17 protein-coding genes, 2 tRNA genes and 3 pseudogenes are annotated in these 24,458 nt (G+C 67.7%); 16 read left to right on the top strand and 6 right to left on the bottom strand.

Annotated elements, in window-relative coordinates:
• Nucleotides 1–110 precede the first annotated feature (110 nt).
• The 3 genes and pseudogenes from QFZ52_RS08650 (at nt 111) to QFZ52_RS08640 (ending at nt 2,571) form a co-directional block, all read left to right on the top strand.
• Complete coding sequence (locus QFZ52_RS08650) at nt 111–1,121, top strand: hypothetical protein (RefSeq protein ID WP_307497208.1); 1,011 nt, start codon at nt 111–113, stop codon at nt 1,119–1,121.
• Between the two features lie 64 nt (nt 1,122–1,185).
• Nucleotides 1,186–1,680, top strand: a complete 495-nt coding sequence (locus QFZ52_RS08645) for a ribose-5-phosphate isomerase (protein WP_307497207.1) — start codon at nt 1,186–1,188, stop codon at nt 1,678–1,680.
• A pseudogene (locus QFZ52_RS08640) lies at nt 1,680–2,571 on the top strand (Fpg/Nei family DNA glycosylase). The gene QFZ52_RS08645 and the pseudogene QFZ52_RS08640 overlap by 1 nt, the downstream one beginning before the upstream one ends.
• A gap of 129 nt (nt 2,572–2,700) precedes the next feature.
• Here QFZ52_RS08640 and QFZ52_RS08635 read toward each other — a convergent pair.
• Nucleotides 2,701–2,771 (bottom strand) — tRNA-Gly (locus QFZ52_RS08635).
• Nucleotides 2,772–2,889: 118 nt separating this feature from the next.
• On the opposite strand from QFZ52_RS08635, the gene QFZ52_RS08630 reads away from it, so the two are divergent.
• From QFZ52_RS08630 to QFZ52_RS08605, 6 genes and pseudogenes are all read left to right on the top strand, one after another.
• Nucleotides 2,890–2,964, top strand: a tRNA-Pro gene (locus QFZ52_RS08630).
• A gap of 87 nt (nt 2,965–3,051) precedes the next feature.
• A pseudogene (tig, locus tag QFZ52_RS08625) lies at nt 3,052–4,405 on the top strand (trigger factor).
• A gap of 244 nt (nt 4,406–4,649) precedes the next feature.
• Nucleotides 4,650–5,243, top strand: coding sequence for an ATP-dependent Clp protease proteolytic subunit (locus QFZ52_RS08620; RefSeq protein WP_208189416.1), 594 nt, complete (start codon nt 4,650–4,652; stop codon nt 5,241–5,243).
• A gap of 30 nt (nt 5,244–5,273) precedes the next feature.
• The gene (locus QFZ52_RS08615) at nt 5,274–5,933 is read left to right on the top strand and encodes an ATP-dependent Clp protease proteolytic subunit (RefSeq protein ID WP_107002914.1); all 660 of its coding nucleotides are present in this window, start codon (nt 5,274–5,276) and stop codon (nt 5,931–5,933) included.
• 150 nt (nt 5,934–6,083) lie between these two features.
• On the top strand, nt 6,084–7,361 hold the full coding sequence (gene clpX, locus QFZ52_RS08610) for an ATP-dependent Clp protease ATP-binding subunit ClpX (protein ID WP_307497206.1): 1,278 nt from the start codon (nt 6,084–6,086) through the stop codon (nt 7,359–7,361).
• A 59-nt stretch (nt 7,362–7,420) separates the two neighbouring features.
• Nucleotides 7,421–8,026 (top strand): mycothiol-dependent nitroreductase Rv2466c family protein, encoded by a 606-nt coding sequence (locus tag QFZ52_RS08605; RefSeq protein WP_307497205.1) that lies wholly within the window; start codon nt 7,421–7,423, stop codon nt 8,024–8,026.
• A gap of 15 nt (nt 8,027–8,041) precedes the next feature.
• On the opposite strand, the gene QFZ52_RS08600 is transcribed toward QFZ52_RS08605, so the two are convergent.
• From QFZ52_RS08600 to gluQRS, 4 genes are all read right to left on the bottom strand, one after another.
• On the bottom strand, nt 8,042–8,929 hold the full coding sequence (locus QFZ52_RS08600; protein WP_307497204.1) for an Fpg/Nei family DNA glycosylase: 888 nt from the start codon (nt 8,927–8,929) through the stop codon (nt 8,042–8,044).
• Between the two features lie 390 nt (nt 8,930–9,319).
• A complete protein-coding gene (gene rsgA, locus QFZ52_RS08595) occupies nt 9,320–10,432 on the bottom strand; it encodes a ribosome small subunit-dependent GTPase A (RefSeq protein WP_307497203.1) in 1,113 nt (370 codons plus the stop codon).
• 323 nt (nt 10,433–10,755) lie between these two features.
• On the bottom strand, nt 10,756–13,371 hold the full coding sequence (gene valS, locus QFZ52_RS08590; RefSeq protein ID WP_307497202.1) for a valine--tRNA ligase: 2,616 nt from the start codon (nt 13,369–13,371) through the stop codon (nt 10,756–10,758).
• Between the two features lie 38 nt (nt 13,372–13,409).
• Nucleotides 13,410–14,318: a tRNA glutamyl-Q(34) synthetase GluQRS gene (gluQRS, locus tag QFZ52_RS08585; RefSeq protein WP_307497201.1), complete on the bottom strand. Its 909-nt coding sequence runs from the start codon at nt 14,316–14,318 to the stop codon at nt 13,410–13,412.
• 115 nt (nt 14,319–14,433) lie between these two features.
• Here gluQRS and QFZ52_RS08580 point away from each other — a divergent pair, with 115 nt between their 5' ends.
• Both QFZ52_RS08580 and QFZ52_RS08575 read left to right on the top strand, forming a co-directional pair.
• Entirely contained in the window at nt 14,434–14,808 is a 375-nt protein-coding gene (locus tag QFZ52_RS08580) for a protease inhibitor I42 family protein (RefSeq protein WP_307497200.1), read from the top strand.
• A gap of 118 nt (nt 14,809–14,926) precedes the next feature.
• Nucleotides 14,927–15,298 (top strand): DUF488 domain-containing protein, encoded by a 372-nt coding sequence (locus QFZ52_RS08575; RefSeq protein ID WP_307497198.1) that lies wholly within the window; start codon nt 14,927–14,929, stop codon nt 15,296–15,298.
• 99 nt (nt 15,299–15,397) lie between these two features.
• On the opposite strand, the gene QFZ52_RS08570 is transcribed toward QFZ52_RS08575, so the two are convergent.
• Nucleotides 15,398–15,931 carry a GNAT family N-acetyltransferase gene (locus tag QFZ52_RS08570; RefSeq protein ID WP_307497197.1) on the bottom strand — a complete coding sequence of 178 codons (534 nt, stop codon included), beginning with the start codon at nt 15,929–15,931 and terminating at the stop codon, nt 15,398–15,400.
• 455 nt (nt 15,932–16,386) lie between these two features.
• Between QFZ52_RS08570 and QFZ52_RS08565 the strand changes: the two genes are divergently transcribed.
• The 5 genes and pseudogenes from QFZ52_RS08565 (at nt 16,387) to QFZ52_RS08545 (ending at nt 24,458) form a co-directional block, all read left to right on the top strand.
• Nucleotides 16,387–17,217 carry an NADP-dependent oxidoreductase gene (locus QFZ52_RS08565; protein WP_373425708.1) on the top strand — a complete coding sequence of 277 codons (831 nt, stop codon included), beginning with the start codon at nt 16,387–16,389 and terminating at the stop codon, nt 17,215–17,217.
• A gap of 149 nt (nt 17,218–17,366) precedes the next feature.
• Nucleotides 17,367–18,359 carry a TauD/TfdA dioxygenase family protein gene (locus tag QFZ52_RS08560; RefSeq protein WP_307497194.1) on the top strand — a complete coding sequence of 331 codons (993 nt, stop codon included), beginning with the start codon at nt 17,367–17,369 and terminating at the stop codon, nt 18,357–18,359.
• 201 nt (nt 18,360–18,560) lie between these two features.
• Nucleotides 18,561–19,337, top strand: coding sequence for an SDR family oxidoreductase (locus QFZ52_RS08555; protein ID WP_307497193.1), 777 nt, complete (start codon nt 18,561–18,563; stop codon nt 19,335–19,337).
• Nucleotides 19,338–19,838: 501 nt separating this feature from the next.
• A pseudogene (gene ileS, locus QFZ52_RS08550) lies at nt 19,839–23,100 on the top strand (isoleucine--tRNA ligase).
• Nucleotides 23,097–24,458, top strand: coding sequence for a bifunctional folylpolyglutamate synthase/dihydrofolate synthase (locus tag QFZ52_RS08545; RefSeq protein ID WP_307497192.1), 1,362 nt, complete (start codon nt 23,097–23,099; stop codon nt 24,456–24,458). The pseudogene ileS and the gene QFZ52_RS08545 overlap by 4 nt, the downstream one beginning before the upstream one ends.

Here is a 24,458-nt window from a genome sequence, read left to right as displayed (position 1 = left end):
TTCCCTGGGGCTGATGGTGAGGAGCGCCACCTTTGGCGCCACTTTGAAGCTAGTGTTTCACAACTATGCCCGCTGACCGCTCCTCTCCGCCAGAGGGTAGCGTGAAGAACATGCGCGGTGCAGAAGGAGACGAAACACGACGTCGGCGTGACGGGGTGATCGACTGGCGGACCCTGCGCTTCGCGGTCGGCTTCCCCGTGGTCCTGGCCGGCGCGTTCTGGCTGGCCGTGCAGGCGGTCGCGCGCCGCCTGCCCACGCCCGTGGCTTTCCGCTGGGAGAGCCAGGGTGGCGTGGCGTTCACGGACCTCGCCGGCTATCTGACGATGGCGGTCCTCCTGATCATCATCCCCTCACTGCCGTTCCTGGTGGCCTCCGGTCTGACGAACCTCCCCGTGCTGATGCGGCGGATCATGCTCTCCGCCGGCATCACCCTGAGCCTGTTCCTCTGCACGGTGGCCGCGGCGGGACTCGCGGGTCAGTTCGACGTTTCTGATGCGCGGAATTCCCATGTGGACAACCTGGTCCTCCTCCTGGGCACCGGCGGCGCCCTCGGTCTCGGCCTGCTGGTCCATTACGTGTACACACCGCTCGCGCAATGGGATCCCCGCGATGACCGTGCGCTGCAGCGGGAGCTCGAGGCTCTGGCGCATCCGGAGCTGGCCGCCGTGGAGACCGCGGTGTGGGCGCGTCCCCGCACCTCGGTGCTCGTGATGACGGGCCTCCTGGGGGTTTTCCCGGCGGCCCTTGTGAGCATCGTGAACCCGTGGCCGGCCCTGGTGCTCCTGGTGCTCGCCCTGGCCGCCGCGGCGCTGCTGATCCTGCGCATCCGTGTGAGCCGTGAGGGGCTCTCGCTGCGCCTGGGCGGGTTCCTTCCCGTGTGCCGGATCTCCGCGGGGGACATCCGAGGCGCCGAAGCGCTTGAGGCGACGGCGGCCGACTACGGCGGCTGGGGGCCGAGGACGGGGGAGCGCGGCCGCAGCTTCCTCGTGGCGAGCGGGCCCGCCGTCGTCGTGCTGCCGGTGGCGGACGCCGGGCACCCGGCGGTGACGTTCTCCGCCCCCGATCCGGAAACGGCCGAACTGCTCGCGGCCGCGCTGCGCAGCCTCACCCGTCCCGCGTAACGTGCGCCCGGGACGGGTAGGGTGGAGAGGACCGATCCCTCCTCAGAATTCCCCGGAGACCCACGTGACCGACACTGCCGTCAAGCCCCGCGTCCACATCGCCACCGACCACGCCGGAATGGAGCTGAGCGCCTACCTGGTGAAGCACCTGACCGAGCACGGTTACGAGGTCATCGACCACGGGCCCACCGAGTACGACGCGCTCGATGACTACCCGGGCTTCTGCATCAACGCGGCGCAGGCCGTCGTCGCCGATCAGGCCGCAGGTGTCCACGCTCTCGGCATCGTCCTGGGCGGTTCCGGCAACGGTGAGCAGATCGCCGCGAACAAGGTGAAGGGCGTCCGTGCGGCGCTCGCCTGGAACGACTCCACGGCCCGCCTGGCCCGTGAGCACAACGACGCCAACGTGGTGGCCGTGGGCGGCCGTCAGCACACGGTCGAAGAAGCCGCCGCGCTGATCGACGCGTTCCTCACCGAGCCGTTCAGCAACGACGAGCGCCACGTCCGCCGCATCGGCAAGATCGCCCACTACGAAGAGACGGGCGAGGTCCTGGCCTAGTGCCTGAAGGGCATTCGGTCAGGCGACTGGCCATCCAGTTCCACGACGTCTTCGCCGGTCAGCGCCTGGCGGTGAGCAGCCCTCAGGGGCGGTTCGCCGCGGGCGCTGCCCTGCTTGACGGGCGTCGCCTGCTCTCCTCCGAGGCGCATGAGAAAACAGCTGTTCCTCGGTTTCGAGGGCGATCTCTGGTTGCACGTGCACCTCGGCCTGTACGGCGCGTGGGAGTTCGGCGGGGATGAGACCTTCACGGGGGCGTCGAGCATCGGCGCCCCGCGGCGTATCGGTGAGCGCGAAGTCGCGGACAGCGGCGAGGACGTCTACACCGGCCCTCCGGCGCCCGTGGGCGCGGTCCGCGTCCGCCTCGTGAGCGAGCACGGCTGGGCGGACCTGCGGGGAGCGAGCCGTTGCGACGCCGCCACCGGCCCTGACGTGGCGGCCGCGCGCGCCAAGCTCGGCCCCGACCCGCTGCACCGAGGCCTTCCCGGCCATGAGCACGACGGCGAGGAGTTCGCCCGCCGCCTGAGGTCGCGTCGCACTTCTGTGGGGCAACTGCTGATGGACCAGGGCGTGGTGGCCGGGATCGGCAACATCTACCGCGCAGAGCTGCTGTTCCGCGCCGGAATCGATCCGGCGCGCTCTGGCACCTCCCTCAGCGCCGAGGAGGCCGCCGGACTCTGGGCCGACGCCGAGCGTCTCCTGGCCGACGGGGTGCGGGACGGCAGGATCATCACGACGGATCCCGCGACTTGGTCGGGTCCGTTGCCGGAGGAGCATGAGGCGTTCTCCGTCTATCAGCACCAGGGCAGCCCCTGCCCGCGCTGCGGCACGGACATCGCTCTCCGCGAACTGGCCGGGCGCAAGCTGTACTGGTGCCCGGGCTGCCAGCGCTGAATCACCGCTCCCTCTTTGTCTGCTCAGTTGTTGCGGATGTTCTGCCGAGAGACCCGCAACAACTGAGCAGACAAGCCGCTCCCAGGGCATGAAAAATGCCCCGGTTCAGCTGAACCGGGGCATCGGGAGAGGGGACGACGGGAATCGAACCCGCGTAATCAGTTTGGAAGACTGAGGCTCTACCATTGAGCTACGTCCCCGTTGCGCGTTTGAGCTTACAGGCGAGCCGGGATGATCGCAAAACGGGGCTTCCCCAGGTGCGCCGAACCCGATTTAGGGAATGCGTCACGGTGGCCTATAGACTGTCATCTGCACTTACGGGGTGTAGCTCAGCTTGGCTAGAGCGCCTGCTTTGGGAGCAGGAAGTCGCAGGTTCAAATCCTGTCACCCCGACTCTGCGCACACATCTGCCATCGGTGCGTTCACAGCAATCCGGCGGCGCAGAACTGAATCCAGACACCAATCAGGAGAACGAACGCCGTGAAGAGCGCTGTCGAGAACCTTTCGCCCACCCGGGTCAAGCTCAATGTCGAGGTCCCCTTCGAGGAGCTGAAGCCCAGCATTGACGAGGCGTACAAGACCATCGCCTCCCAGATCCAGGTCCCGGGCTTCCGCAAGGGCAAGGTTCCGTCCAAGCTGGTCGACCAGCGTGTCGGTCGTGGCTACGTCCTCGAGACCGCCATCAACGACGGCCTCAACGGCTGGTACCAGCAGGCCGTGGCCGAGACGGAGATCCGTCCGCTGAGCCGTCCCGAGGTGGAGATCACCGAGGTCCCCGACCCCTCCGCCACCGACGGTGAGCTGAAGTTCCAGGTCGAGGTGGACGTCCGTCCCGAGGTCGAGCTCCCGGACTACGCCGGCATCAAGGTCGAGGTCGCCGCCGCAGAGGCGAGCGAAGCCGACGTCGACAAGGCGCTGGAAGACCTGCGTGGCCGTTTCGGCACCCTCGTCGCCGCCGATCGCCCGGCCGCCGACGATGACTTCATCACGATCGACATCACCGCCAGCATCGACGGTGAAGAGGTCGACAGCGCGAGTGGCCTGTCCTACCAGGTGGGCTCCGGCACCATGCTGGAAGGCCTCGACGAGGCCGTCACCGGCCTGTCCGTCGACGAGGACGCCGTCTTCGACACCACCCTGGTGGGCGGCGAGCACGCCGGCACGAAGGCTCAGGTCAAGGTCGTTCTCAAGAGCGTCAAGGTCCGCGAACTGCCGAAGGCCGATGACGACTTCGCGCAGCTGGCCTCCGAGTTCGACACCCATCGCCGAACTCCGTGAGGACCTGGCCAAGCAGGCCGCCGAGGGCAAGCTCATGGAGCAGGGCGTCGAGGCCCGCGACAAGGTCCTGGACAAGCTCGTCGAGCTCATCTCCGTGCCGGTCCCGGAGTCCGTCATCGAAGAGCAGATCGAGCAGCACTTCTCCCCGGAGAACAACCACTCCGGTGAGGACCACGACACCGAGGAGCACCGCGCCGAGGTCAAGGCCAACTCCGAGCGTGCGTTCCAGAACGAGATCATCCTGGACGCCATCGCGGACAAGGAAGAGGTCGGCGTCTCCCAGAACGAGCTCATCGACTACCTGGTGACCACCGCTTCCCAGTACGGCATGGAGCCGAACCAGTTCGCCCAGATCCTCGACCAGGCCGGCCAGGTGCCGCTCATGGTCGCCGAGGTCCGCCGCCGCAAGGCTCTGGCCGTCGTGCTGGGCCAGGCCGAGGTCGTCGACTCCGAGGGCAAGGCCGTGGACCTGAGCGACTTCGTCAAGGGCCGCGACGAGCTCGAAGCCGAAGCCGCCGAAGAAGGCGCTGAGGAAGCTGCTGACGCCAAGGCGTAAGCGCGACCACGACGGCGGGCTGCCGCCGTCGCACGCTGCATGACCCGAAGGACCGTCGGAGGATTCATCCTCCGGCGGTCCTTTGCGCTGTCCGGCCGCCGGCCCGGTGCGCCTAAAGCGAACAGGACCGTTTTGGCGAACAACGGCCCGCCGAAAACGGTTAGTGTCCAAGTAACCGAAATCCGTTTGCGGCCATCCACGAAAGAGGTAGGCAACCATGTCACAGCAAACACCGGCACCGCGCATGGCGAGTGTTGACCCTGCGGCGCAGGACAACTACATCTACAATCGCCTGCTCAAGGAGCGCATCATCTGGCTCGGCTCGGAGGTGCGTGACGAGAACGCGAACGCCATCTGCTCCCAGCTGCTGCTCCTGTCGGCAGAAGACCCCGAGAAGGACATCTACCTCTACATCAACTCGCCCGGCGGTTCCGTCACGGCGGGCATGGCGATCTACGACACCATGCAGTTCATCCCGAACGATGTGGTGACGGTGGCGACCGGTCTGGCCGCCTCCATGGGTCAGTTCCTCCTCTCCTCGGGCACCAAGGGCAAGCGCTACGCCACCCCGAACGCCCGCATCCTGATGCACCAGCCGTCCGGCGGCATCGGCGGCACGGCCTCGGACATCAAGATCCAGGCCGAGCTCATCCTTCACATGAAGAAGGTCATGGCGGAACTCACCGCCGACCAGACCGGTCAGAGCGTGGAGACCATCCTCAAGGACAACGACCGGGACAAGTGGTTCACCGCGAAGGAGGGCCTGGAATACGGGTTCTTCGACAAGATCGCCGAGCACGCGGCCTCCGTGCCCGGCGGTGGCGGAACCAACAAGTAACATCGGACCGATTCGCAAGGAGTCACAGACATGAACTACAACTTCGGTTGGTCCGCGGGAAACCTGCCCAACAACCGCTACGTCCTGCCCCAGTTCGAGGAGCGCACGCCGTACGGCTTCAAGCGCCAGGATCCGTACACCAAGCTGTTCGAGGACCGCATCATCTTCCTGGGTGTCCAGGTGGACGACGCTTCGGCCGATGACATCATGGCGCAGCTGCTCGTGCTTGAGTCGACCGACCCGGAACGGGACATCACCCTGTACATCAACTCCCCGGGTGGGTCCTTCACGGCGATGACCGCGATCTACGACACCATGCAGTACATCCGCCCGGAGATCCAGACGGTCTGCCTCGGCCAGGCGGCCAGTGCCGCCGCGGTCCTGCTCGCCGCCGGAACCCCCGGCAAGCGTCTGGCCCTGCCGAACGCCCGTGTCCTGATCCACCAGCCCGCCCTCTCCGGCGGCCAGGGCGGTCAGGCCTCCGACCTGGAGATCCAGGCCAACGAGGTCATGCGGATGCGTTCCTGGCTGGAGGAGACGCTGGCTCAGCACTCGGGCCGCACGCCCGAGCAGCTGAACAACGACATCGAGCGCGACAAGATCCTGACCGCCGCCGAGGCCGTGGAATACGGCCTCGTGGATCAGGTGCTTGATTCTCGCAAGGTGAAGAAGGCCGCGATCACGCGCTGATCCTCAGCGCAACCGGAAGTCGCCGGGGCAATTATTTGCCCCGGCGACGTCTGTCTTCGGCCAAAGTGTCGGAGCCCTGACTTAGAGTGGAAATACGACTGGAGCCCGGAGACACACCGTTCCCGGGTGGGCGACGAAGGGAAGTCCCTCATGGCTCGGATTGGTGAGAGCACGGACCTGCTCAAATGCTCCTTCTGCGGAAAGAGCCAAAAGCAGGTGCGCAAGCTCATCGCAGGTCCCGGGGTGTACATCTGTGACGAGTGCATCGAGCTCTGCAACGAGATCATCGAAGAGGAGCTGGCGGAGGTCAAGGACCTCGGCCCCATGGAGCTGCCCAAGCCCCGCGAGATCTTCGACTTCCTGCAGCAGTACGTCATCGGCCAGGAGCCGGCCAAACGCGCGCTGTCCGTCGCCGTCTACAACCATTACAAGCGCATCCGCTCGGGAGCTTCCGGCACCGCCCTGGGCGAAGGACTCGACGAGGTCGAGGTGGCGAAGTCCAATGTGCTGCTCGTCGGCCCCACGGGCTGCGGCAAGACGTACCTGGCACAGACCCTCGCCAAGCGGCTCAACGTCCCGTTCGCGGTGGCCGATGCCACCGCCCTCACCGAGGCCGGGTATGTCGGCGAGGACGTCGAGAACATCCTCCTCAAGCTCATCCAGGCCGCGGACTACGACGTCAAGAAGGCCGAGCACGGCATCATCTACATCGATGAGATCGACAAGATCTCCCGCAAGAGCGAGAACCCGTCCATCACGCGTGACGTCTCCGGTGAGGGCGTGCAGCAGGCCCTGCTGAAGATCCTGGAAGGGACCGTCGCCAGCGTGCCGCCACAGGGTGGCCGCAAGCACCCGCACCAGGAGTTCATCCAGATCGACACCACCAATGTGCTCTTCATCGTGGCCGGCGCCTTCGCCGGCCTGGAGGAGATCATCGGCTCGCGGGCAGGGAAGAAGGGCATCGGGTTCGGGGCCCCTCTGCATTCCGCCGAGGACCACACGGACAACTACGCGGACGTCCTTCCGGAGGACCTGCTGAAGTTCGGTCTGATCCCCGAGTTCATCGGTCGCCTGCCCGTCATCACGAGCGTCTCCCATCTGGACCGCCCCGCGCTCATCCAGATCCTCACCGAGCCGCGCAACGCCCTGACCAAGCAGTACCAGAAGATGTTCCACCTGGACGGGGTGGAGCTGGAATTCGAGCAGGAGGCGCTGGACGCCATCGCGGACCAGGCCCTGGAACGGGGCACCGGCGCCCGAGGCCTGCGCGCGATTCTCGAAGAGGTCCTGCTGCCGATCATGTTCGATCTGCCCAGCCGCGAGGACGTGGCCACCGTGGTGATCACCAAGGACGTGGTCACCGATCAGGCCGAACCCACCATCATCAGTCACGAGGTCCGGGCCAAGCGCCGGAACAAGTCCGCCTGATCCGATCCGTCTGAGATCCAGACCCGGAACAGTCCAGTACAGCAAGGAGAGCATTTCCAGTGGAACAGCAGCGCGCCGATTTCTGGTTCGATCCCGTATGCCCCTTCGCCTGGGTGACCAGTCGCTGGATCGGCGAGGTGGAAGAAGTCCGGCCCATCACGGTGCAGTGGCACGTCATGAGCCTTTCGGTGCTGAACGAGGGCCGAGAGCTTCCGGAGAACTACCGGGCCCTCATGGACCAGGCGTGGGGGCCCGTGCGGGTGATCATCGCGGCGAGTCAGCAGCACGGTGAGCAGTGCATCAAGCCGCTCTACGACGCCATGGGCACCGAGATCCACAACAACGGCAACAAGGATTACCCGGCCGTCGTCGCGAAGGCACTGGCCGAGGTGGGTCTCCCGGCCGAACTGGCCGCGGCAGGCGAGAGCGACGCCTATGACGAGGCACTCCGCGCCTCCCACGAGGACGGGATCTCCCGCGTGGGCCAGGATGTCGGGACGCCGGTGGTGGCCTTCAACGGGACCGCCTTCTTCGGCCCGGTGATGACCCGGATCCCGCGCGGTGAGGAAGCAGGCCGCATCTGGGATGCCGCCGTCACCCTCGGCGCCTACCCGCACTTCTTCGAGCTCAAGCGGAGCAGGACCGAAAGCCCTGAATTCGACTGACGCCGTGCCCTGACGCTATTTCAGGAACCGTGAGGTGCGGCGGTCCGCGAGGACCTTCCCGTGTGTCTGGCAGGTGGGGCAGTACTGCAGCGCCCTGTCGGCGAACGAGACTTCGCGGACCGTGTCACCGCACACCGGGCACGTCTGGCCCGTCCGGCCGTGGACGCGCATGCCACCCCTTTTGGCGTCCTTGAGCTGTTCCGGCGGCTTACCGGACGCGGAGGCCACGGCTTCACCGAGAACCTGCTCGACGGCGGTGAAGATACGGGTGCGCTCGTCCTGGTCCAGCGACTTGGCGATCGCGAACGGGGAGATCTTCGCGGCATGCAGGATCTCGTCGCTGTAGGCGTTGCCGATACCCGCGATCACGGCCTGGTTCCGCAGCAGCCCCTTGATCTGCTGCGAGCTGCCCTCGATGATTCCGTCCAGCACGTCCTGAGTGAAGCCGGGGTCGAGCGGATCCGGTCCCAGACTGGCGATGCCCGGAACCTCAAAAGGATCGCGGACCACGTAGACGGCCAGGCTCTTCCGGGTGCCGGCCTCCGTGAGGTCGAAACCCACGCGCGCCGGTTCCTGTCCGTCCTGGGTCGCCGTCGTGAAGGCGAGCCGGGCTGCGATCGGGCCGGAACCAGGTCGGAGCGGCTTGGGCGAAGGGTTGTCCGTGAAGCGGAGCCAGCCGGCCTTGGCCAGATGGAAGACGAAATGGATCCCGTCGGCGTCGAGGTCGAGGAATTTCCCGTGGCGCGCGACGCCGGTGATGGTCCGGCCCTCCAGCGCTGAGTACGGGGGATCCGCCGTCTTGAGCACGGCGAAGGAGGTGATGCGCACGGAGTCCACGACGGCGCCGTGGAGAGCGTGGTCCAGGAAGGTCCGCAGCCCCGTGATCTCTGGCAGTTCCGGCATGCCACTACTGTGCCACAGAGTGCCCGGCCTGCGATGCGGGCACTCGGTGGGGCCGGCGCACGGGCACGGAAACCGACGTCCCGGAATCACACCGGAGTAGTTCTTCCGGAGGTCTTGTCCTGCTCCGCGGGCAGGTTCACAATGGTGAGTACCACTCCGCAAGGAGAGGACGCGGAAGCCAGAGATTCAGAGATGAGGGACTCCTGACGCAGCCATCGGCGAAGTCGGGAACTCGCCGCCAGTGACGAGGCGGGAAGACCTGAAGATCCGAGGATTCCGCCAGACTGCCGGTCCGTCACCAGGCAGCCGAAAGTCGAAGCCCCACCGACGGCAACACGCCGATGGGGCTTCCCCTTTGTCCCGGACCAGGACAGCTCCGAGGCCGACACCTCAGCGGCGACGGTCGCGGTTCTTCGAAAGCCCCCGTTCCTTGGCGAAGGCCCGGTGCTGGTGAGCCATCGACTTCATCTGGGCCAGTCGTTCGGAGCGCAGCCTCGCGTCCGTGCGGGCCGCCATGCGTTCGGCCTCCCGCTGGAGTTTCCGGTAACTCTGCAGCCGGCGCTCCGTGAGAGTGCCTTCGTCGATCGCTGCCTGGACGGCGCACCCTGGTTCGCTGGTGTGGGCGCAGTCCGAGAATCTGCACCGTGCGGACAGTTCCTCCAGGTCGGAGAAGGCGTCGCTCACTCCCTCTTCAGATCCGGTGACGCCCGCCGAGCGCAGGCCGGGGGTGTCCAGGAGCACGCCGCCGTCGGGCATCGGCAGCAGTTCCCGCCAGGCGGTGGTGTGGCGCCCCTTCCCGTCGACGGCGCGGACTTCTCCCGTGGCCAGGAGGTCGGCTCCCAGCAGGCGGTTGCCCAGGCTGGACTTGCCGGCGCCGGAAGGTCCGATGAGGGCCACGGTGCCGGTGATCGCGGCGCGGAGTTCGTCCACGCCTTCCTCGGTCTCGGCGCTCGTGGCGACGACCCGGACACCGAGTGCCACAGGTCCCAGTTCCTCGAGTGCTGCTTCCGGGTCCGGATGGGTGTCGGCTTTCGTCAACGCCACGATGGGCGTGGCCCCTGATGCCCAGGCAAGGGCCAGGAGCCGCTCCGTGTGGGAATGCCGGAGCGGGCTCGCCAGAGACACCGCCACCACGACGGTGTCGACGTTCGCGGCGAGTGCCTGTTCCTGGGAGTTGCCGCCCGCCGTCGCCCGGGCGAGCAGCGTCCGCCGCGGCAGGACTGAGCCCAGATGTGCCGCCGTCGAACTCGTGGCGGGGACCATGGAGATCCAGTCTCCCGTGGTCGGCCAGACGCCGCGGCCGATGCCGGGGGAACCGTGGAGCTGGACGCGGTCCGGTCCGTGTGCGGTGATGACCTCGCAGAGGCCGCGTTCGGCCCGGAGCACCCGGGCCGGGAGAGTTCCGGGCACGGCGAGCCCGGAGAAGATGTCCTGCCATTCCGGATCCCAGCCGTGGGCGCGGAGCAGTGGGGAATCGAAAGTTTCATGCAGTGAAGAAGTCACAGTGGAGACTCTTTCGTGGAGGTCTCCTGCCGCAGGTTGTGGCGCGGTGCGGTGCGTCCCGGAGGGACGGGGTGCGGACGGCGCGGGAAGGAATGCGGCTCAGGCGGAGACGGGGGAGGTGTGGAGTGTCGAAGCGTCGCCGGGCATGGCGACAGTGAACGTGACAGTCATGGTCACACCTCCTTCTGCGTCTCGGGCAGGCGGTCGGAACGCCTGAATGTGAAGCAACCCTAGCATAACGCCGAAGGGGTGGTCCCGGAAGTTCCGGGACCACCCCTTCGGCGTCACGGCACCCTGTGCCGCGACTCAGTCATGCGCTCGACTCAAGCCTGCGCCGGCGCCTCGGCCGGAGCCAGCTCGACGTCGCTGACGGTGAGCTCGCCGTCGGCCTCCACCAGGGAGACTTCGCGGGCGTTCGCCGCTGCCTTCAGATCGGCGAGACCGGCCTCGAGCTGAGCGATCCGCGCAGCGGGGCCGGAGACCGTCGCCTGCAGGACCTCGGTGCGCTGCTTGACCTTCGCCTCGGACTTCGCCTTGCGGAGACCGGAGAGGGCCTCACCGACCGTGGCGAGCAGAGCGACGTCGCCGTCGATGTCCTCCAGCGGAGCCGGCCACGCGGCTCGATGCACGGACCCGGTGCGCCACCAGCTCCACACCTCTTCGGTCGCGAACGGCAGGAACGGCGCGAAGAGGCGCAGCAGCGCATCCAGCGTGGTCGCCAGGGCGGCCAGGACGGACGCCTGTCCTTCCTCGCCCTGAGCGCCGTAGGCACGGTCCTTGATGAGCTCGACGTAGTCGTCCGTGAACTGCCAGAAGAAGGACTCGGTCACCTGCAGGGCGCGGGCGTAGTCGTACTTCTCAAACGCGTCCGTGGCCTGACGGACGACCTCGGCGAGCTGCGTCAGCAGCCCGCGGTCCAGGGCGTTCGTCAGCACCGCGCTGTCGGCCGTCAGCACGGAGGCCTCCGTGGCGCCGAGGTTCAGGACGAACTTGGACGCGTTGAGCAGCTTGATGGCCAGGCGGCGGCCGATCTTCATCTGGGCGATCTCGTACGCGGTGTCCGCGCCGAGCTTGGCGGAGGAGGCCCAGTAGCGGACGGCGTCCGAACCGAACTCCTCGAGGACGGCGGTCGGGACCACCACATTGCCCTTGGACTTGGACATCTTCTTGCGGTCCGGGTCCAGGATCCAGCCGGAGATGGCGGCATGCTTCCACGGCGCCACGTTCTGCAGGGCGTCGGCGCGGACCACCGAGGAGAAGAGCCAGGTGCGGATGATGTCGTGGCCCTGCGGGCGGAGGTCGAACGGGAACACCTTGGCGAAGAGGTCCTCGTCGCGGCTCCAGCCGCCCACGATCTGCGGGGTCAGCGCGGAGGTGGCCCAGGTGTCCAGGACGTCGGCGTCACCGATGAAGCCGCCGGGCACGCCGCGCTGGTCCTCGGTGTAACCGGGAGCCACGTCGGCGGCAGGGTCCACGGGAAGCATCTCGTCGGCGGGGACGATCGGGTTCTCGTAGTCCGGGTTGCCCTCGGCGTCGAGGCCGTACCAGACCGGCACGGGCACACCGAAGAAGCGCTGGCGGGAGACCAGCCAGTCACCGTTGAGGCCTTCGATCCAGTTCTCGTAGCGGGACCGCATGAACGCCGGGTGGAAGTCGATCTCCCGGCCACGCGCGATGAGGCGCTCGCGACGGTCCTCGTCGCGGCCGCCGTTGCGGATGTACCACTGGCGGCTCGTGACCACTTCGAGGGGCTTGTCGCCCTTTTCGAAGAAGTTCACGGCGTGCATGATCTTCTTCGGCTCGCCGTCCAGGAGGTCCTGCTCGCGCAGCATCTCGACCACGGCCTCCTTGGCGGAGAACGCGGTCTTGCCGGCGATCCGCTCGTAGGCTTCACGGCCGGCGTCGGTGGTGATCCACTCGGGGGTCTCGGCGAGGATGCGGCCGTCGCGGCCGATGATCGCGCGGGTGGGCAGCTGCAGCTCGCGCCACCAGGTGACGTCGGTCAGGTCACCGAAGGTGCAGACCATGGCGATGCCGGAGCCCTTGTCGGCCTTGGCCAGTGGGTGGGCCTTGACCTCGACCTCGACGCCGAAGAGCGGCGACGTGACCTTCTTGCCGAAGAGCGGCTGGTAGCGCTCGTCGTCCGGGTTCGCCACGAGCGCGGCGCACGCGGCGAGCAGCTCGGGACGCGTGGTCTCGATGAAGATCTTCTCGCCGTCCTCGGTGAAGAACGGGTACCGGTGGTACGCGCCGGCGACTTCGCGGTCCTCGAGCTCTGCCTGGGCCACGGCGGTCCGGAAGGTCACGTCCCAGAGGGTCGGGGCCTCGGCCAGGTAGGCGTCCCCGGCCGCGTGGTTCGCCAGGAAGGCGCGCTGGGAGACCGCACGGGAGGCGTCATCGATGGTGCGGTAGGTCATGTCCCAGTCCACGGAGAGTCCGAGGGTCTTGAACAGGTGCTCGAAGACCTTCTCATCCTCGACGGCCAGGCGCTCGCACAGCTCGATGAAGTTGCGACGGGACACGACGTCCCAGTCACGCTGGTTCTTCGCCGGCTCGGCCGGGGGCTGGTAGCCCTCCTGGTAGGGGATGGCCGGATCGCAGCGGACGCCGTAGTAGTTCTGGACGCGGCGCTCGGTGGGCAGACCGTTGTCGTCCCAGCCCATCGGATAGAACACGTTCTTGCCCTGCATGCGCTGGTAGCGCGCGAGAACGTCGGTCTGGGTGAAGGAGAACATGTGGCCCACGTGCAGCGAGCCGGAAGCGGTGGGAGGGGGAGTGTCGATCGAGTAGACCTCACCCCGGGTGGTGTCCTGCTGGAACTTGTAGGTCCCGTCGGCCAGCCACCGCTCGGTGAGCTTGGCTTCCAGGCCCTCGAGGGCCGGCTTGTCGGGAACGGTGGTGGCCTCGGGCGTGTCTGTACCCTGCGTCGCATCAGTCATGAGAGCAATTCTTTCATGCCTGGTACGCGCGGCGGTCCTCAGCCGGGTGTTCCGCGGCCCAGTGTGCCGCGGAACACCCAGGGTTCGCGGGGGAGCCGTTCGGGGTCGAAGGCCGCCAGGGCGTTCTCCAGCCCGCCCCCGGGCAGACCCAGCGATTGCAACAGCGCGTCGCGGACCTCCGCCGCGTCCCAGCCTGCCGCGGCCAGATCGCTGAGCGTCACCGCGCCGTCGCGCTTGGCCAGTCTCTTGCCTTCCGGCCCCAGGACGAGCGGCACGTGGGCGTACGACGGCGGCGCGTGGCCCAGGGTGCGCGCCAGCCGGATCTGGGTGGGCGTGGAGGCGAGGAGATCGTCACCGCGCACCACCTGGTCCACGCCCTGGTCGGCGTCGTCGACCACGACCGCCAGGTTGTAGGCGACGGCTCCGTCGTTCCTGCGCAGGACCACGTCGTCCACGGGACCCACGTAGTCGCCCGCCAGGGCGTCGGTGAAGCGTTCCGTGCCGCCCCCGGACCGGAAGCGCAGCGCGGCAGGGCGCTCACGGCGCCGTTCCTCGCGTTCGGCATCGCTGAGGTTCCGGCAGGTCCCGGGGTAGAGGGGAATCGCGCCGTGCGCCGCGGACGTCGCCTCGGCGATGTCGCGGCGGGTGCAGAAACATTCGAAGGTCCGCCCGTCGCGGATCAGCGTTTCGAGGGCGGCGTCGTGGAGCCCTCCGCGTTCGGACTGGCGGACCGCGGGTTCGTCCCAGGTCACGCCCACGGCCTCGAGGTCTCGGAGCTGCGACTCTTCGGCGCGGGCCCGGACCCTGTCCAGATCCTCCACCCGCAGAAGGAAACGGCGGTTCGTGCTGCGGGCGAAGAGCCAGGCCAGCAAGGCGGTGCGGAGGTTGCCCAGATGCAGGTCACCGCTGGGGGACGGGGCGTAGCGGCCGGCACCGGAAGAGTTCACGGTGCCACTGTAACCGGGCCGGCGCACGCCTTGGGGGTACACTCCGACCATGGCCGGTCATCGGGGGAACAGGGGAATGGCGTCAGGATCATCAACGAGCCGGCGCGCGGTGCTGGTGTCGGTTCCGGCAGTCTGGCTGGCCTTCGCCGCCAGCGCATGTGCGGCGCCGGAGGTCCGTCTGGACAAGGACCACACCGCTGCGACAGTCCCCGTGGGCGGCCGGGTCATCATCGATCTCGGCATGACCAATTCTTCCGTCGGATACCGCTGGGTGCGCGTCGAAGGCCCGGGATCTCATCTCGCCGAAGTCAGGAAGGAGCCTCCCGCCGAGCGACGGCCTATCGGGGGACCTTCGGAACAGGTGGAGACCTTCACCGCGGTCTCCACGGGGACGACGACCATCATCTACGAGTTCGAGGTCCGGCCTGAACTCAGCGACCGCTACGAACTCAACGGGCAGCGGATGACGTTCACCGTGACGGCGTCCTGACCGGAGCGCCTGGGCTGCCCAGGCGGTCAGCGGAACCTCACAGGGCGTGGCCCGGCCGGTTGTCCACATAAAGACCTTCACCTGGGTCTCCATGGATCCGCGGTGCCTAGCATGAACCATGACGAATCAGCAGCTTGGACAATTGACCACCGCCCGGATCTACGACGAGCCCGTCGAAGGCCGGTACCGCATACTCGTGGACCGGCTCTGGCCGCGCGGGGTAAGCAAGGAGAAGGCCGCGCTGGACGAGTGGCTCAAGGACATCGCCCCGTCCGGCCCACTCCGGACGGAGTTCGCCCACATGGCATCCCGCTTCGAGGAGTTCACCACGCTGTACCGGGGGGAGCTCGATGAGCACCCGGTACCGGTGGACCACGTGATCGGACTCGTGAGGGAGGGCCGGGACGTCGAGTTGCTCTACGCGGCGAAAGATCGCGAGATCAATCACGCCCAGGTGCTGCGCGCCTATCTGTTGGAACAGCTGGAGTGACATCCGTCCGGTGCCACGGTCCGGGCGGGAAGGCCAGAGGCGGACGGAACTCGCCCGCGCACCTCAAGCGGCCACTGCGCCTCACGGATTCAAGGGAGCTCACGGACGAGGCCGAGGAAACTCCAGGGCCATGACGGTCCGGGCCGGTCCGATGCCCTCGAGAGCTCCAGAATCCCCGTGATCATCCGGGCCCTGCGCCATGCCGAGTTTCTCCGCCACCCGCCGGGATGCCCGGTTCTCCGGGTGGATGATCGCGACGAGTTCTTGGGCACCGAGCACGTCCCGTGCGAAGTCCCGGCACGCTTGAGCAGCCTCCGTGGCCAAACCCCGGCCCTGGAACTCCGGCACGATGTGGTAGCCCACTTCGAGGCGGGGCAGGCCATTGACCCGCTGCCACGTGAGACCGCAGTCCCCGACGAAGGTGCCGTCGTGGTCCTCCACGATCCAGAGCCCGTGACCGAGCTCGCGGTAGTTGCGCTGGTTCCATTCGATCCACGCCAGCGCCTCGGGCCTGGTCTTCGGGCGGGGGTAGAACTCCATCACGGTGGGATCACCGAGAAGCCGGGCCATCGCGTCCAGGTCAGCCGGGGCCATGTCCCGGAAACGGAGGCGTGACGTGGGGGAAGGCAGCATCCATCCACTGTAATCCTGGGTTTCCGTGGGGTGGGAAGAGTTGTCTCCGGTGACGGTGTTCGTCTTGTGTGATGTCCTCTCGGAGGCGCAGGAGTGATACACGGGAGTACGGTCGAACGACAGCGCGGGCAACGGGCAGGCACCGCCACGCAACCGATTGGGGCGCGGAAAGATGCGGGGAGAGCAGTCGCGGGAGGAGCGAAGGGCCGGAATCGGCCGGCCTTCGACAGGCAGTCATCTGAAAGCCGGTAGGCATTCGACAGAAGGAGAACTCATGGCATGGCACTGGATCGCGTCGGAATGGGGAAGCCCCGAAGGATGGGAGTTCGTCGAATACGCTCCCACGAAGCCCGGGCCCGGAGAAGTGACGATCTCCGTGCGGGCCGCCGGGGTCAACCCGGCCCGATGCCAAGCACGTCGCGGCGCCGCGTGCGGGTCAGCAGCTACCGGTCGCCATCGGCTACGAGGTCGCCGGCACCGTGGTGGCGGTGGGTCCCGGCACGACGGCGGTGACAGGCCCCGTCGCGGTCGGCGACGAGGTGCTCGCCTTCCGGGTCCGCGGCGGCTATGCCACGGAACTCACGGTGCCGGCCGAGAAGGTCCTGCACCGTCCGCCGTCGCTTGATGTCGAGGAAGCCGCGAATCTCCTGCTGGCGGGGACCACCGCGGCGGAGATGCTGCACGCGGTCGGCGCGACCGCCGGCGAGACCCTTCTGCTGCATGGGGCGTCCGGCGCGGTCGGGTCCATCGTCCTTCAGCTCGCGGCGCTGCGAGGCATCACCGTGATCGGCACGGCGAGTGAGGCCCGGGCGGAGGACGTCCGGGCACTCGGCGGGACTCCGGTCCGCTACGGGCCCGGGTTGCAGGAGCGGGTTGAGGAGGCGGTCCGTTCTCTCAAACGCACCGGAGTGGATGCCGCACTGGACGCCGCTGGAACCGACGAAGCCGTGGAGCTGTCGTGGTCCCTCGTCTCCGACCGGCAGCGCATCGTCACCGTCGCCGCTCCCCGCCAGGCCGAGGAACACGGGTTCCAGGCGCTCGCCGGCACCAAACCCGAGAGTGCGGCATTCCGGGACGCGGCGCGCGAGGACCTGGTGACGCTCGCAGGCCGGGGTCTGCTGCGCGTCCCGTTGAGCCGCAGCTACCCGTTGTCCGAGGCCCCGAAGGCTCACCGCTTCCTGTCCACGGGCCATCCCGGCGGAAAACTGACGCTCATTCCGGGCCTGGAATCAGACGTCACGGAGGCTCATACCGAGTCACACGAGCGTGCCGGGAGTGACCTCTGATGTCGCCCGTTTAACCGCCACGTCGCACGGTTGAGCTGAAAGTCGGTGCGCCTTCCGTCGGGCCGGAAACCCCGGTAGACACGGGGTACGGCCCGCCCCACGGCGGGTCCGCTGACCTTCCAGAAAGACGACCGAAAGGACGGCACGTGATGAGCACCATCGCCGCCACCAAGCTTGAATTCACGCCGCTCAGCGCCCGCATCGGGGCCGAGATCCGAGGGCTGGACCTCAGTGGAGACCTGGACCCGGACACGGTGACCCAGATCCGTGAGGCCCTCAACCGGCACAAGGCCCTGGTCTTCCGCGAGGCGAACATCCTCAGCGATGAGGATCAGGTCCGATTCGCCAGTCACTTCGGCCCGCTGACCAAGGCCCACCCGACGGTCGCGTCCGTGGAAGGGGAGGAGAACGTCCTTCCCGTGGACAGTGAGAACGGCTCGGCGAACACCTGGCACACCGATGTCACCTTCGTGCTGAACCCGCCCCAGGCCTCCACCCTCCGCAGCATCGAGGTGCCGGCCTACGGCGGAGAGACCCTGATCGCGACCACCGAGGGCGCCTATCGGGACCTGCCCGAGGAACTGCGCCGCTTCGCGAACACCCTGTGGGCCATCCACACGAACGACTATGACTACTCCGTCCCGAAGAACCTGGAGCACGCGACCGCGGAGGAACGGCGTAAGGAGTTCACCCGGGTGCACTTCGAGACCGCGCATCCCGTGGTCCGCGTCCATCCGCTGACCGGAGAACACGGCCTCTTCATCGGCGGCTTCGCCCAGCGGCTCAGGATCGTCGGTCTGTCCAACACCGAGTCCCGGGACATCCTGCGCCTCCTCCAGGCGTATGTGACCCGGCCGGAAAATGTCGTCCGCGTGAACTGGGAACCCAATCAGCTGGTTCTTTTCGACAACCGCATCACCCAGCACTACGCGCCGGACAACTACGATTCGCAGCCGCGCCGGCTCAACCGCGTCACGATCGCCGGCGACATCCCTGTCGGCGTGGACGGCACGGTGAGCCAGTCGCTCCAGGGCGACTCTTCGGTGTACTCCGTGATCGCCCCAGTGGACGCACCTCGGGATACCGTCAATGCCGCGGCGGGCGAGGAGCTGGACCGGGAGGTCTCCGGTCATGGCCTGTGAGAGCGCCATGGCCAGTGACTGCGACTGTCCAGCTGATTGTCAGAGGCACTGGGGCGTCGTGAGGACTGCGCGGAGGCGGAGGGAGTGGCATCCTTCCGCCTTCGTCGCGTCCGGCCCGAGGCGAGAAGCTCCCTCCCGCCGGCGGTCCGCGCGGGAGGCGCCTGTGACAAATCGTTCCTCGGCGCCGGTTAAAGTGGTCCCATGACCCTCCAGAACTCCCAGATTTCTCGTACCGCTCTCGTGACGGGAGCCAGCACCGGCATCGGCGAGGCGACGGCCCGTCGGCTGAGCGCGGACGGCTGGAAGGTCTACGCCGTCGCGCGCCGTGCGGACCGTCTGGAACGCCTCGCGCAGGAGACCGGCGTCGTGCCGCTCGTGGCGGACATCAGCGAAGACGCCGACGTCGCGCGTCTCGTGGAGACCGTGACCGCCGACGGGGGCATCGACACCCTGATCAACGTCGCCGGGGGCGCTCGCGGCGCGGACCGTGTCGCTGAAGCCGACACCGACGACTGGGAATGGATGTACCGGGTGAACGTCCTGGGCACCCTCAAGCTCACCAAGGCGTTCCTGCCCCAGCTGCGCGCTCACGGCCGCGGCACGGTGCTCAACGTCACCTCCACCGCCGGTCACGTCGCCTATGAGGGCGGGGCCGGGTACAACGCCGCCAAGTTCGGTCAGGCGGCGCTCAATGACGCACTGCGCTTGGAGGAAGCCGAGCACAACATCCGTGTCATCGAGATCGCGCCCGGCCTGGTGCAGACCGAGGAGTTCGCCCTCCGCCGGCTGGGCGACGCCGAGGCCGCCGCGAAGGTCTACGCGGGCGTGGAGGAACCCCTGGTGGCCGAGGATGTCGCCGACGTCATCGCCTATGCGGTTCAGGCGCCGCACCATGTGAACCTCGCTCACGTGACCATCCGGCCCGTGGCCCAGCCCGCGGCCCACAAGCTTCTGCGCGGCCCGCTCGGCGGCCGCTGAGGCGTCGGCAGGGCCTCCCGTCGCTGAACTCGCTGGCGGCGGTCTGAACTCGCTGCCGCCCGTAACGTCCTCGGATCCCCGTAGCGCCCTCGGATCAAGGTCAGCGAGTTCAGCGTGGCTCAGGCCGGCGCGGGGACAGGCCCCGCGCCAGGCCCCGACGCCGATCCGGTTCCGTGCGCGTCCACTTCGGCGGGCCCACGCCACCTTGCGGTATCCGCTAAACTGGACACAAAGCTTCGACCCGGCCATCACCGGTGAGCTTCCGGAAGAAATCCCGTCCCGGCGTCGTCGTGCGTCAGGAGCAACGGGAGAGTAGAACCGGACGGTCGTGCCCGTCACAGCGCACCAATGAGCGGTCGTCCCTCCGCAGCAGCGGGAGGACGGCAAGCGGGGTGGTACCGCGCCACCTGTCCCCAGCGGCAGGGAAGCGTCCTCGCGCAGTCGCACCGTGCCCCTGCGGGCACAGCGCGCCGACACGCAGCGAAACGCCAGGATGCCACAGTGACCATCTACCCCAAGGTCTCCTCCAGCGAGGACCGCACCGTCTCCGCCTCCGTCCGCTTCCCCGAGATCGAGAAGCGGATCCTCAAGTACTGGGATGAGGACGGCACCTTCCAGGCCAGCATCGACCAGCGGGATGCGGGCGTCGATGGCAGCAACGAGTTCGTCTTCTACGACGGCCCTCCCTTCGCCAACGGCCTGCCGCACTACGGCCACCTCCTCACCGGTTACGCCAAGGACCTCGTCGGCCGCTACCAGACGCAGCGCGGCAAGCGCGTGGAGCGTCGCTTCGGCTGGGACACGCACGGCCTGCCCGCCGAGCTGGAGGCCATGAAGCAGCTGGGCATGACCGACAAGACCCAGATCGCCGCCATGGGCATCGACAAGTTCAACGACGCCTGCCGCGCCTCCGTGATGAAGTACGCGGACGAGTGGAAGGACTATGTCCGCGCGCAGGCCCGCTGGGTCGACTTCGAGCATGACTACAAGACGCTCAACGTCGAGTACATGGAGTCCGTGATCTGGGCCTTCAAGCAGCTCCACGAGAAGAGTCTGACGTACAACGGCTACCGCGTCCTCCCGTACTGCTGGAAGGACGAGACGCCGCTCTCCAACCATGAGCTCCGCATGGATGACGACGTCTATAAGAACCGCCAGGACCAGACCGTCACCGTGACCTTCCCGCTGGTCGCGGGGGAGAACCCGCTGTCCCACGACCTCGACGGTGTCCTCGCCCTCGCCTGGACCACCACCCCCTGGACGCTGCCCACGAACGCCGCGCTCGCCGTTGGGCCGGAGATCCAGTACGCCGTGGTGCCCATGGGGCCGAACGGCGTCAAGGCCTCCGACGTCCCCGAAGGGTCCCGTTTCCTGATCGCCCAGGATCTCCTGGGCGGCTACGCCAAGGACCTGGGATACGACGACGCCGCTGCCGCCGCCGAGGCGGTCACCGCCACCTATGCGGGCGCCCAGCTCGAGGGCATCGGCTACCAGCGGCCTCTGGGACGACTTCGCCGACGCCGAGAAGTACGGCACCGAGAACGCCTGGCGCATCCTGGTGGCCGACTACGTCACCACCACCGACGGCACCGGCCTGGTCCACCAGGCGCCCGCCTACGGTGAGGACGACCAGAAGGTCTGCGAGGCCGCCGGGATCCCCGTCGTGCTGTCCGTGGACGAGGGCGCCAAGTTCCTGCCGCTGTTCAAGCACGGCGAGCTGGCCGACATCGCCGGCCTGCAGGTCTTCGAGGCCAACAAGCCGATCACGCAGCACCTCAAGGCCCAGGGCCGCCTGGTCCGCCAGGCGAGCTACGAGCACAGCTACCCGCACTGCTGGCGCTGCCGTAACCCCCTGATCTACCGCGCCGTCTCCTCCTGGTATGTCTCCGTGACGACCTTCAAGGAGCGCATGGTCGAGCTCAACCAGGAGATCAACTGGATCCCGGGCAACGTCAAGGACGGCCAGTTCGGCAAGTGGCTCGAGAACGCCCGTGACTGGTCGATCTCCCGCAACCGCTTCTGGGGCAGCCCCATCCCGGTCTGGGAGTGCGACGGCGAGGAGTGCGAGCATCGTGAGGTCTTCGGCTCCCTGGCCGAGATGCAGGAGGCCTTCGGCCGCCTGCCCGTGAACCACCAGGGCGAGACCGATCTGCACCGTCCCTTCATCGACGAGCTGACCCGCGTCCACGAAGGCTGCGGCGGCACGCTGCGGCGCGTGGAGGACGTGCTGGACGTCTGGTTCGATTCCGGCTCCATGCCGTACGGCCAGGTGCACTACCCGTTCGAGAACGAGGAGTGGTTCAACACCCACAACCCGGCGGACTTCATCGTCGAGTACATCGGTCAGACGCGCGGCTGGTTCTATATGCTGCACATCCTGTCCACCGCGCTCTTCGACCGACCGGCGTTCCGCAACGTCATCAGCCACGGCATCGTGCTGGGCTCCGACGGGCAGAAGATGTCCAAGAGCCTGCGCAACTACCCGGACGTGTCCGAGGTGCTCGATCGCGATGGATCCGACGCGATGCGCTGGTTCCTCATGTCCAGCCCGATCCTGCGCGGCGGCAACCTGGTGGTCACCGAGCAGGGCATCCGCGACGGTGTGCGCCAGGTGCTGCTCCCGCTGTGGAACGTGTACAGCTTCTTCTCGCTCTACACCAACACCGCGAACGGCGGGCAGGGCTACGAGGCGAAGCTCCGCTATGACGGCTACAGCGATGAGCTGGACCGTTACCTCCTCGCCAACACCGGCGCCCTGGTGACGACCGTCCGGGAATCGCTGGACTCGTACGACATCTCCGATGCGTGCGACGCCCTGCGCGAGTACCTGGACATGCTCACCAACTGGTACGTGCGCCGCAGCCGCCAGCGCTTCTTCGACGAGAACACGGACGCCTTCGACGCCCTCTACACGGCTCTCGAGACCGTGACGCGCGCCGCCGCGCCGCTCCTGCCCCTCGTGGCGGAGGAGATCTGGCGGGGCCTCACCGGCGGCCGGTCCGTGCACCTCACGGATTACCCGGACGCCGTGCTGTTCCCGCAGGACGACGAGCTGGTCGCGGCCATGGACCGCGTGCAGCAGATCTGCTCCACGGGATCCTCGCTGCGGAAGGCCGCCAAACTGCGCGTTCGCCTGCCGCTGCAGGAGCTGACCGTGGTGGCGCCCGGTGGGGCGTCGCTGGAGGCGTTCGCCGGCGTCGTCGCCGATGAGCTGAACGTGCGCAAAGTCCGCGTCCTGGATGCCGGCTCGGCGTCCCCGGAGGAGTTCGGCATCGAGCAGAAGCTCGTGGTCAACGCCCGTGCCGCCGGCCCGCGCCTCGGCAAGAACGTCCAGCTGGCCATCAAGGCCAGCAAGTCGGGCGATTGGTCTGTGGGCGACGACGGCGTGGTGACCGCGGGCGGGCTCGTCCTCGAGCCGCACGAGTACGCCCTGGAGACCGTGGTGGCCGAGTCGGAGGACGCGGGCTCCCGCGCCGCCGCGGTCCTGCCCGGCGGTGGTTTCGTGGTGCTCAACACCGAGGTGACGCCGGAGCTGGAGGCCGAAGGCGTGGCCCGTGACATGGTCCGCGCCATCCAGCAGGCCCGCAAGGACGCCGGGCTGGAGGTCTCCGATCGGATCCGCACCCGCATCGGCGCCGATCAGGCGACCGTGGACGCCCTCGAAGCGCACCGCGAGCTGGTCAAGGGAGAGACCCTGAGCCTGGAGCTGGACCTTGCGACCGCTGACGAGCAGACCGTGACCGTGGAAAAGGTGGAAGCATGAGCGACGAATTCTCGGTGGAGAGCGTTTACGCCGAACTGCTGGGGCGCGCGCCGGAGAACAAGATGGAGCCGCGCCTGGCCCCCCTGTTCCGGGCGATGGAGGTGCTGGGCGAGCCGAACAAGGCGTGCCCCATCATCCACATCACCGGGACCAACGGGAAGACCAGCACGGCCCGCATGATCGAGCAGGGCCTGATCGCCCACGGGCTCAGCACCGGGCGGTACACCAGCCCGCACCTGTCCAAGGTGACAGAGCGCATCAGCATCAACGGCGAGCCGGTCAGCGATGAGACGTTCGTGCGGATCTGGGATGAGATCCGTCCGTACCTCGCGATCGTCGACGCCGAGCTGGAAGCGGATGATCAGCCGCGCCTGACGTACTTCGAGTGCCTGACCATCCTGGGCTACGCGGTCTTCGCCGACCAGCCCGTGGATGTCGCGGTCATCGAGGTGGGCCTGGGCGGCATCACCGACGCCACCAATGTGGGCGACGGTGCGGTCTCCGTGGTGACCCCTATCTCCCTGGACCACACCGATCTGCTGGGTGACACCACGGGCGAGATCGCCGTGGAGAAGGCCGGGATCATCAAGCCCGGCGGTTTCCTGGTCAGCGCCGTCCAGCCGCGGGATGCGGCTCAGGTGCTCCTGGAGAAGGCCCAGGAAGTGGGTGTGCCGTTCCGCTTCGAAGGCGTCGAGTTCGGTGTGGAATCCCGCGCCGTGGCCGTCGGCGGGCAGATGCTCGACATCCAGGGCCTGGCCGGCCGCTACGACGAGGTCTTCCTCCCGCTGCACGGCGCCCACCAGGCGGAGAACGCGGCCGTGGCCGTGGCGGCGCTGGAGGCGTTCTTCGGCGGGGGAGAGCGCGAGCTCGATCCCGAGGTGCTGCGCGAGGCGTTCCTCAACGTCACCTCGCCCGGCCGCCTCGAGGTGGTCCGCACCGCTCCGACCATCATCGTGGACGCGGCGCACAACCCGGACGGCATCCGCGCCTCCGCCGAAGCGATCCAGGAGTCTTTCAGCTTCAGCAAGCTCGTCGTGGTTCTGGGCGTCCTTCAGGAGAAGGACGCCGCCGAGATCCTCAACCAGCTCAAGGAGTCCCTGGGCGACCTGGCAGAGGAGATCTGCCTGACCCAGTCCACCTCGCCGCGCGCCATCCCTGCCGCGGAGCTGGCTGAGCTGGCCGTGGATCTGGGATGGGGCGAGGAGAACGTCCACATCTCCGAGAAGCTCGACGACGCCATCGAGTGGGCCGTGGCCCGTTCCGAGGCGAACGATGATCTGAGCGGAGGGGTCCTCATCACCGGTTCGATCACCGTGGTGGCGGAGGCCCGCATCCTGCTCCAGGCCAAGGGGGCGTGA

It is taken from the genome of Arthrobacter woluwensis, assembly GCF_030816155.1.
In the GTDB taxonomy this organism is placed as follows: domain Bacteria; phylum Actinomycetota; class Actinomycetes; order Actinomycetales; family Micrococcaceae; genus Arthrobacter_E; species Arthrobacter_E woluwensis_A.
This window is presented reverse-complemented; position numbering and strand designations above follow the sequence as displayed.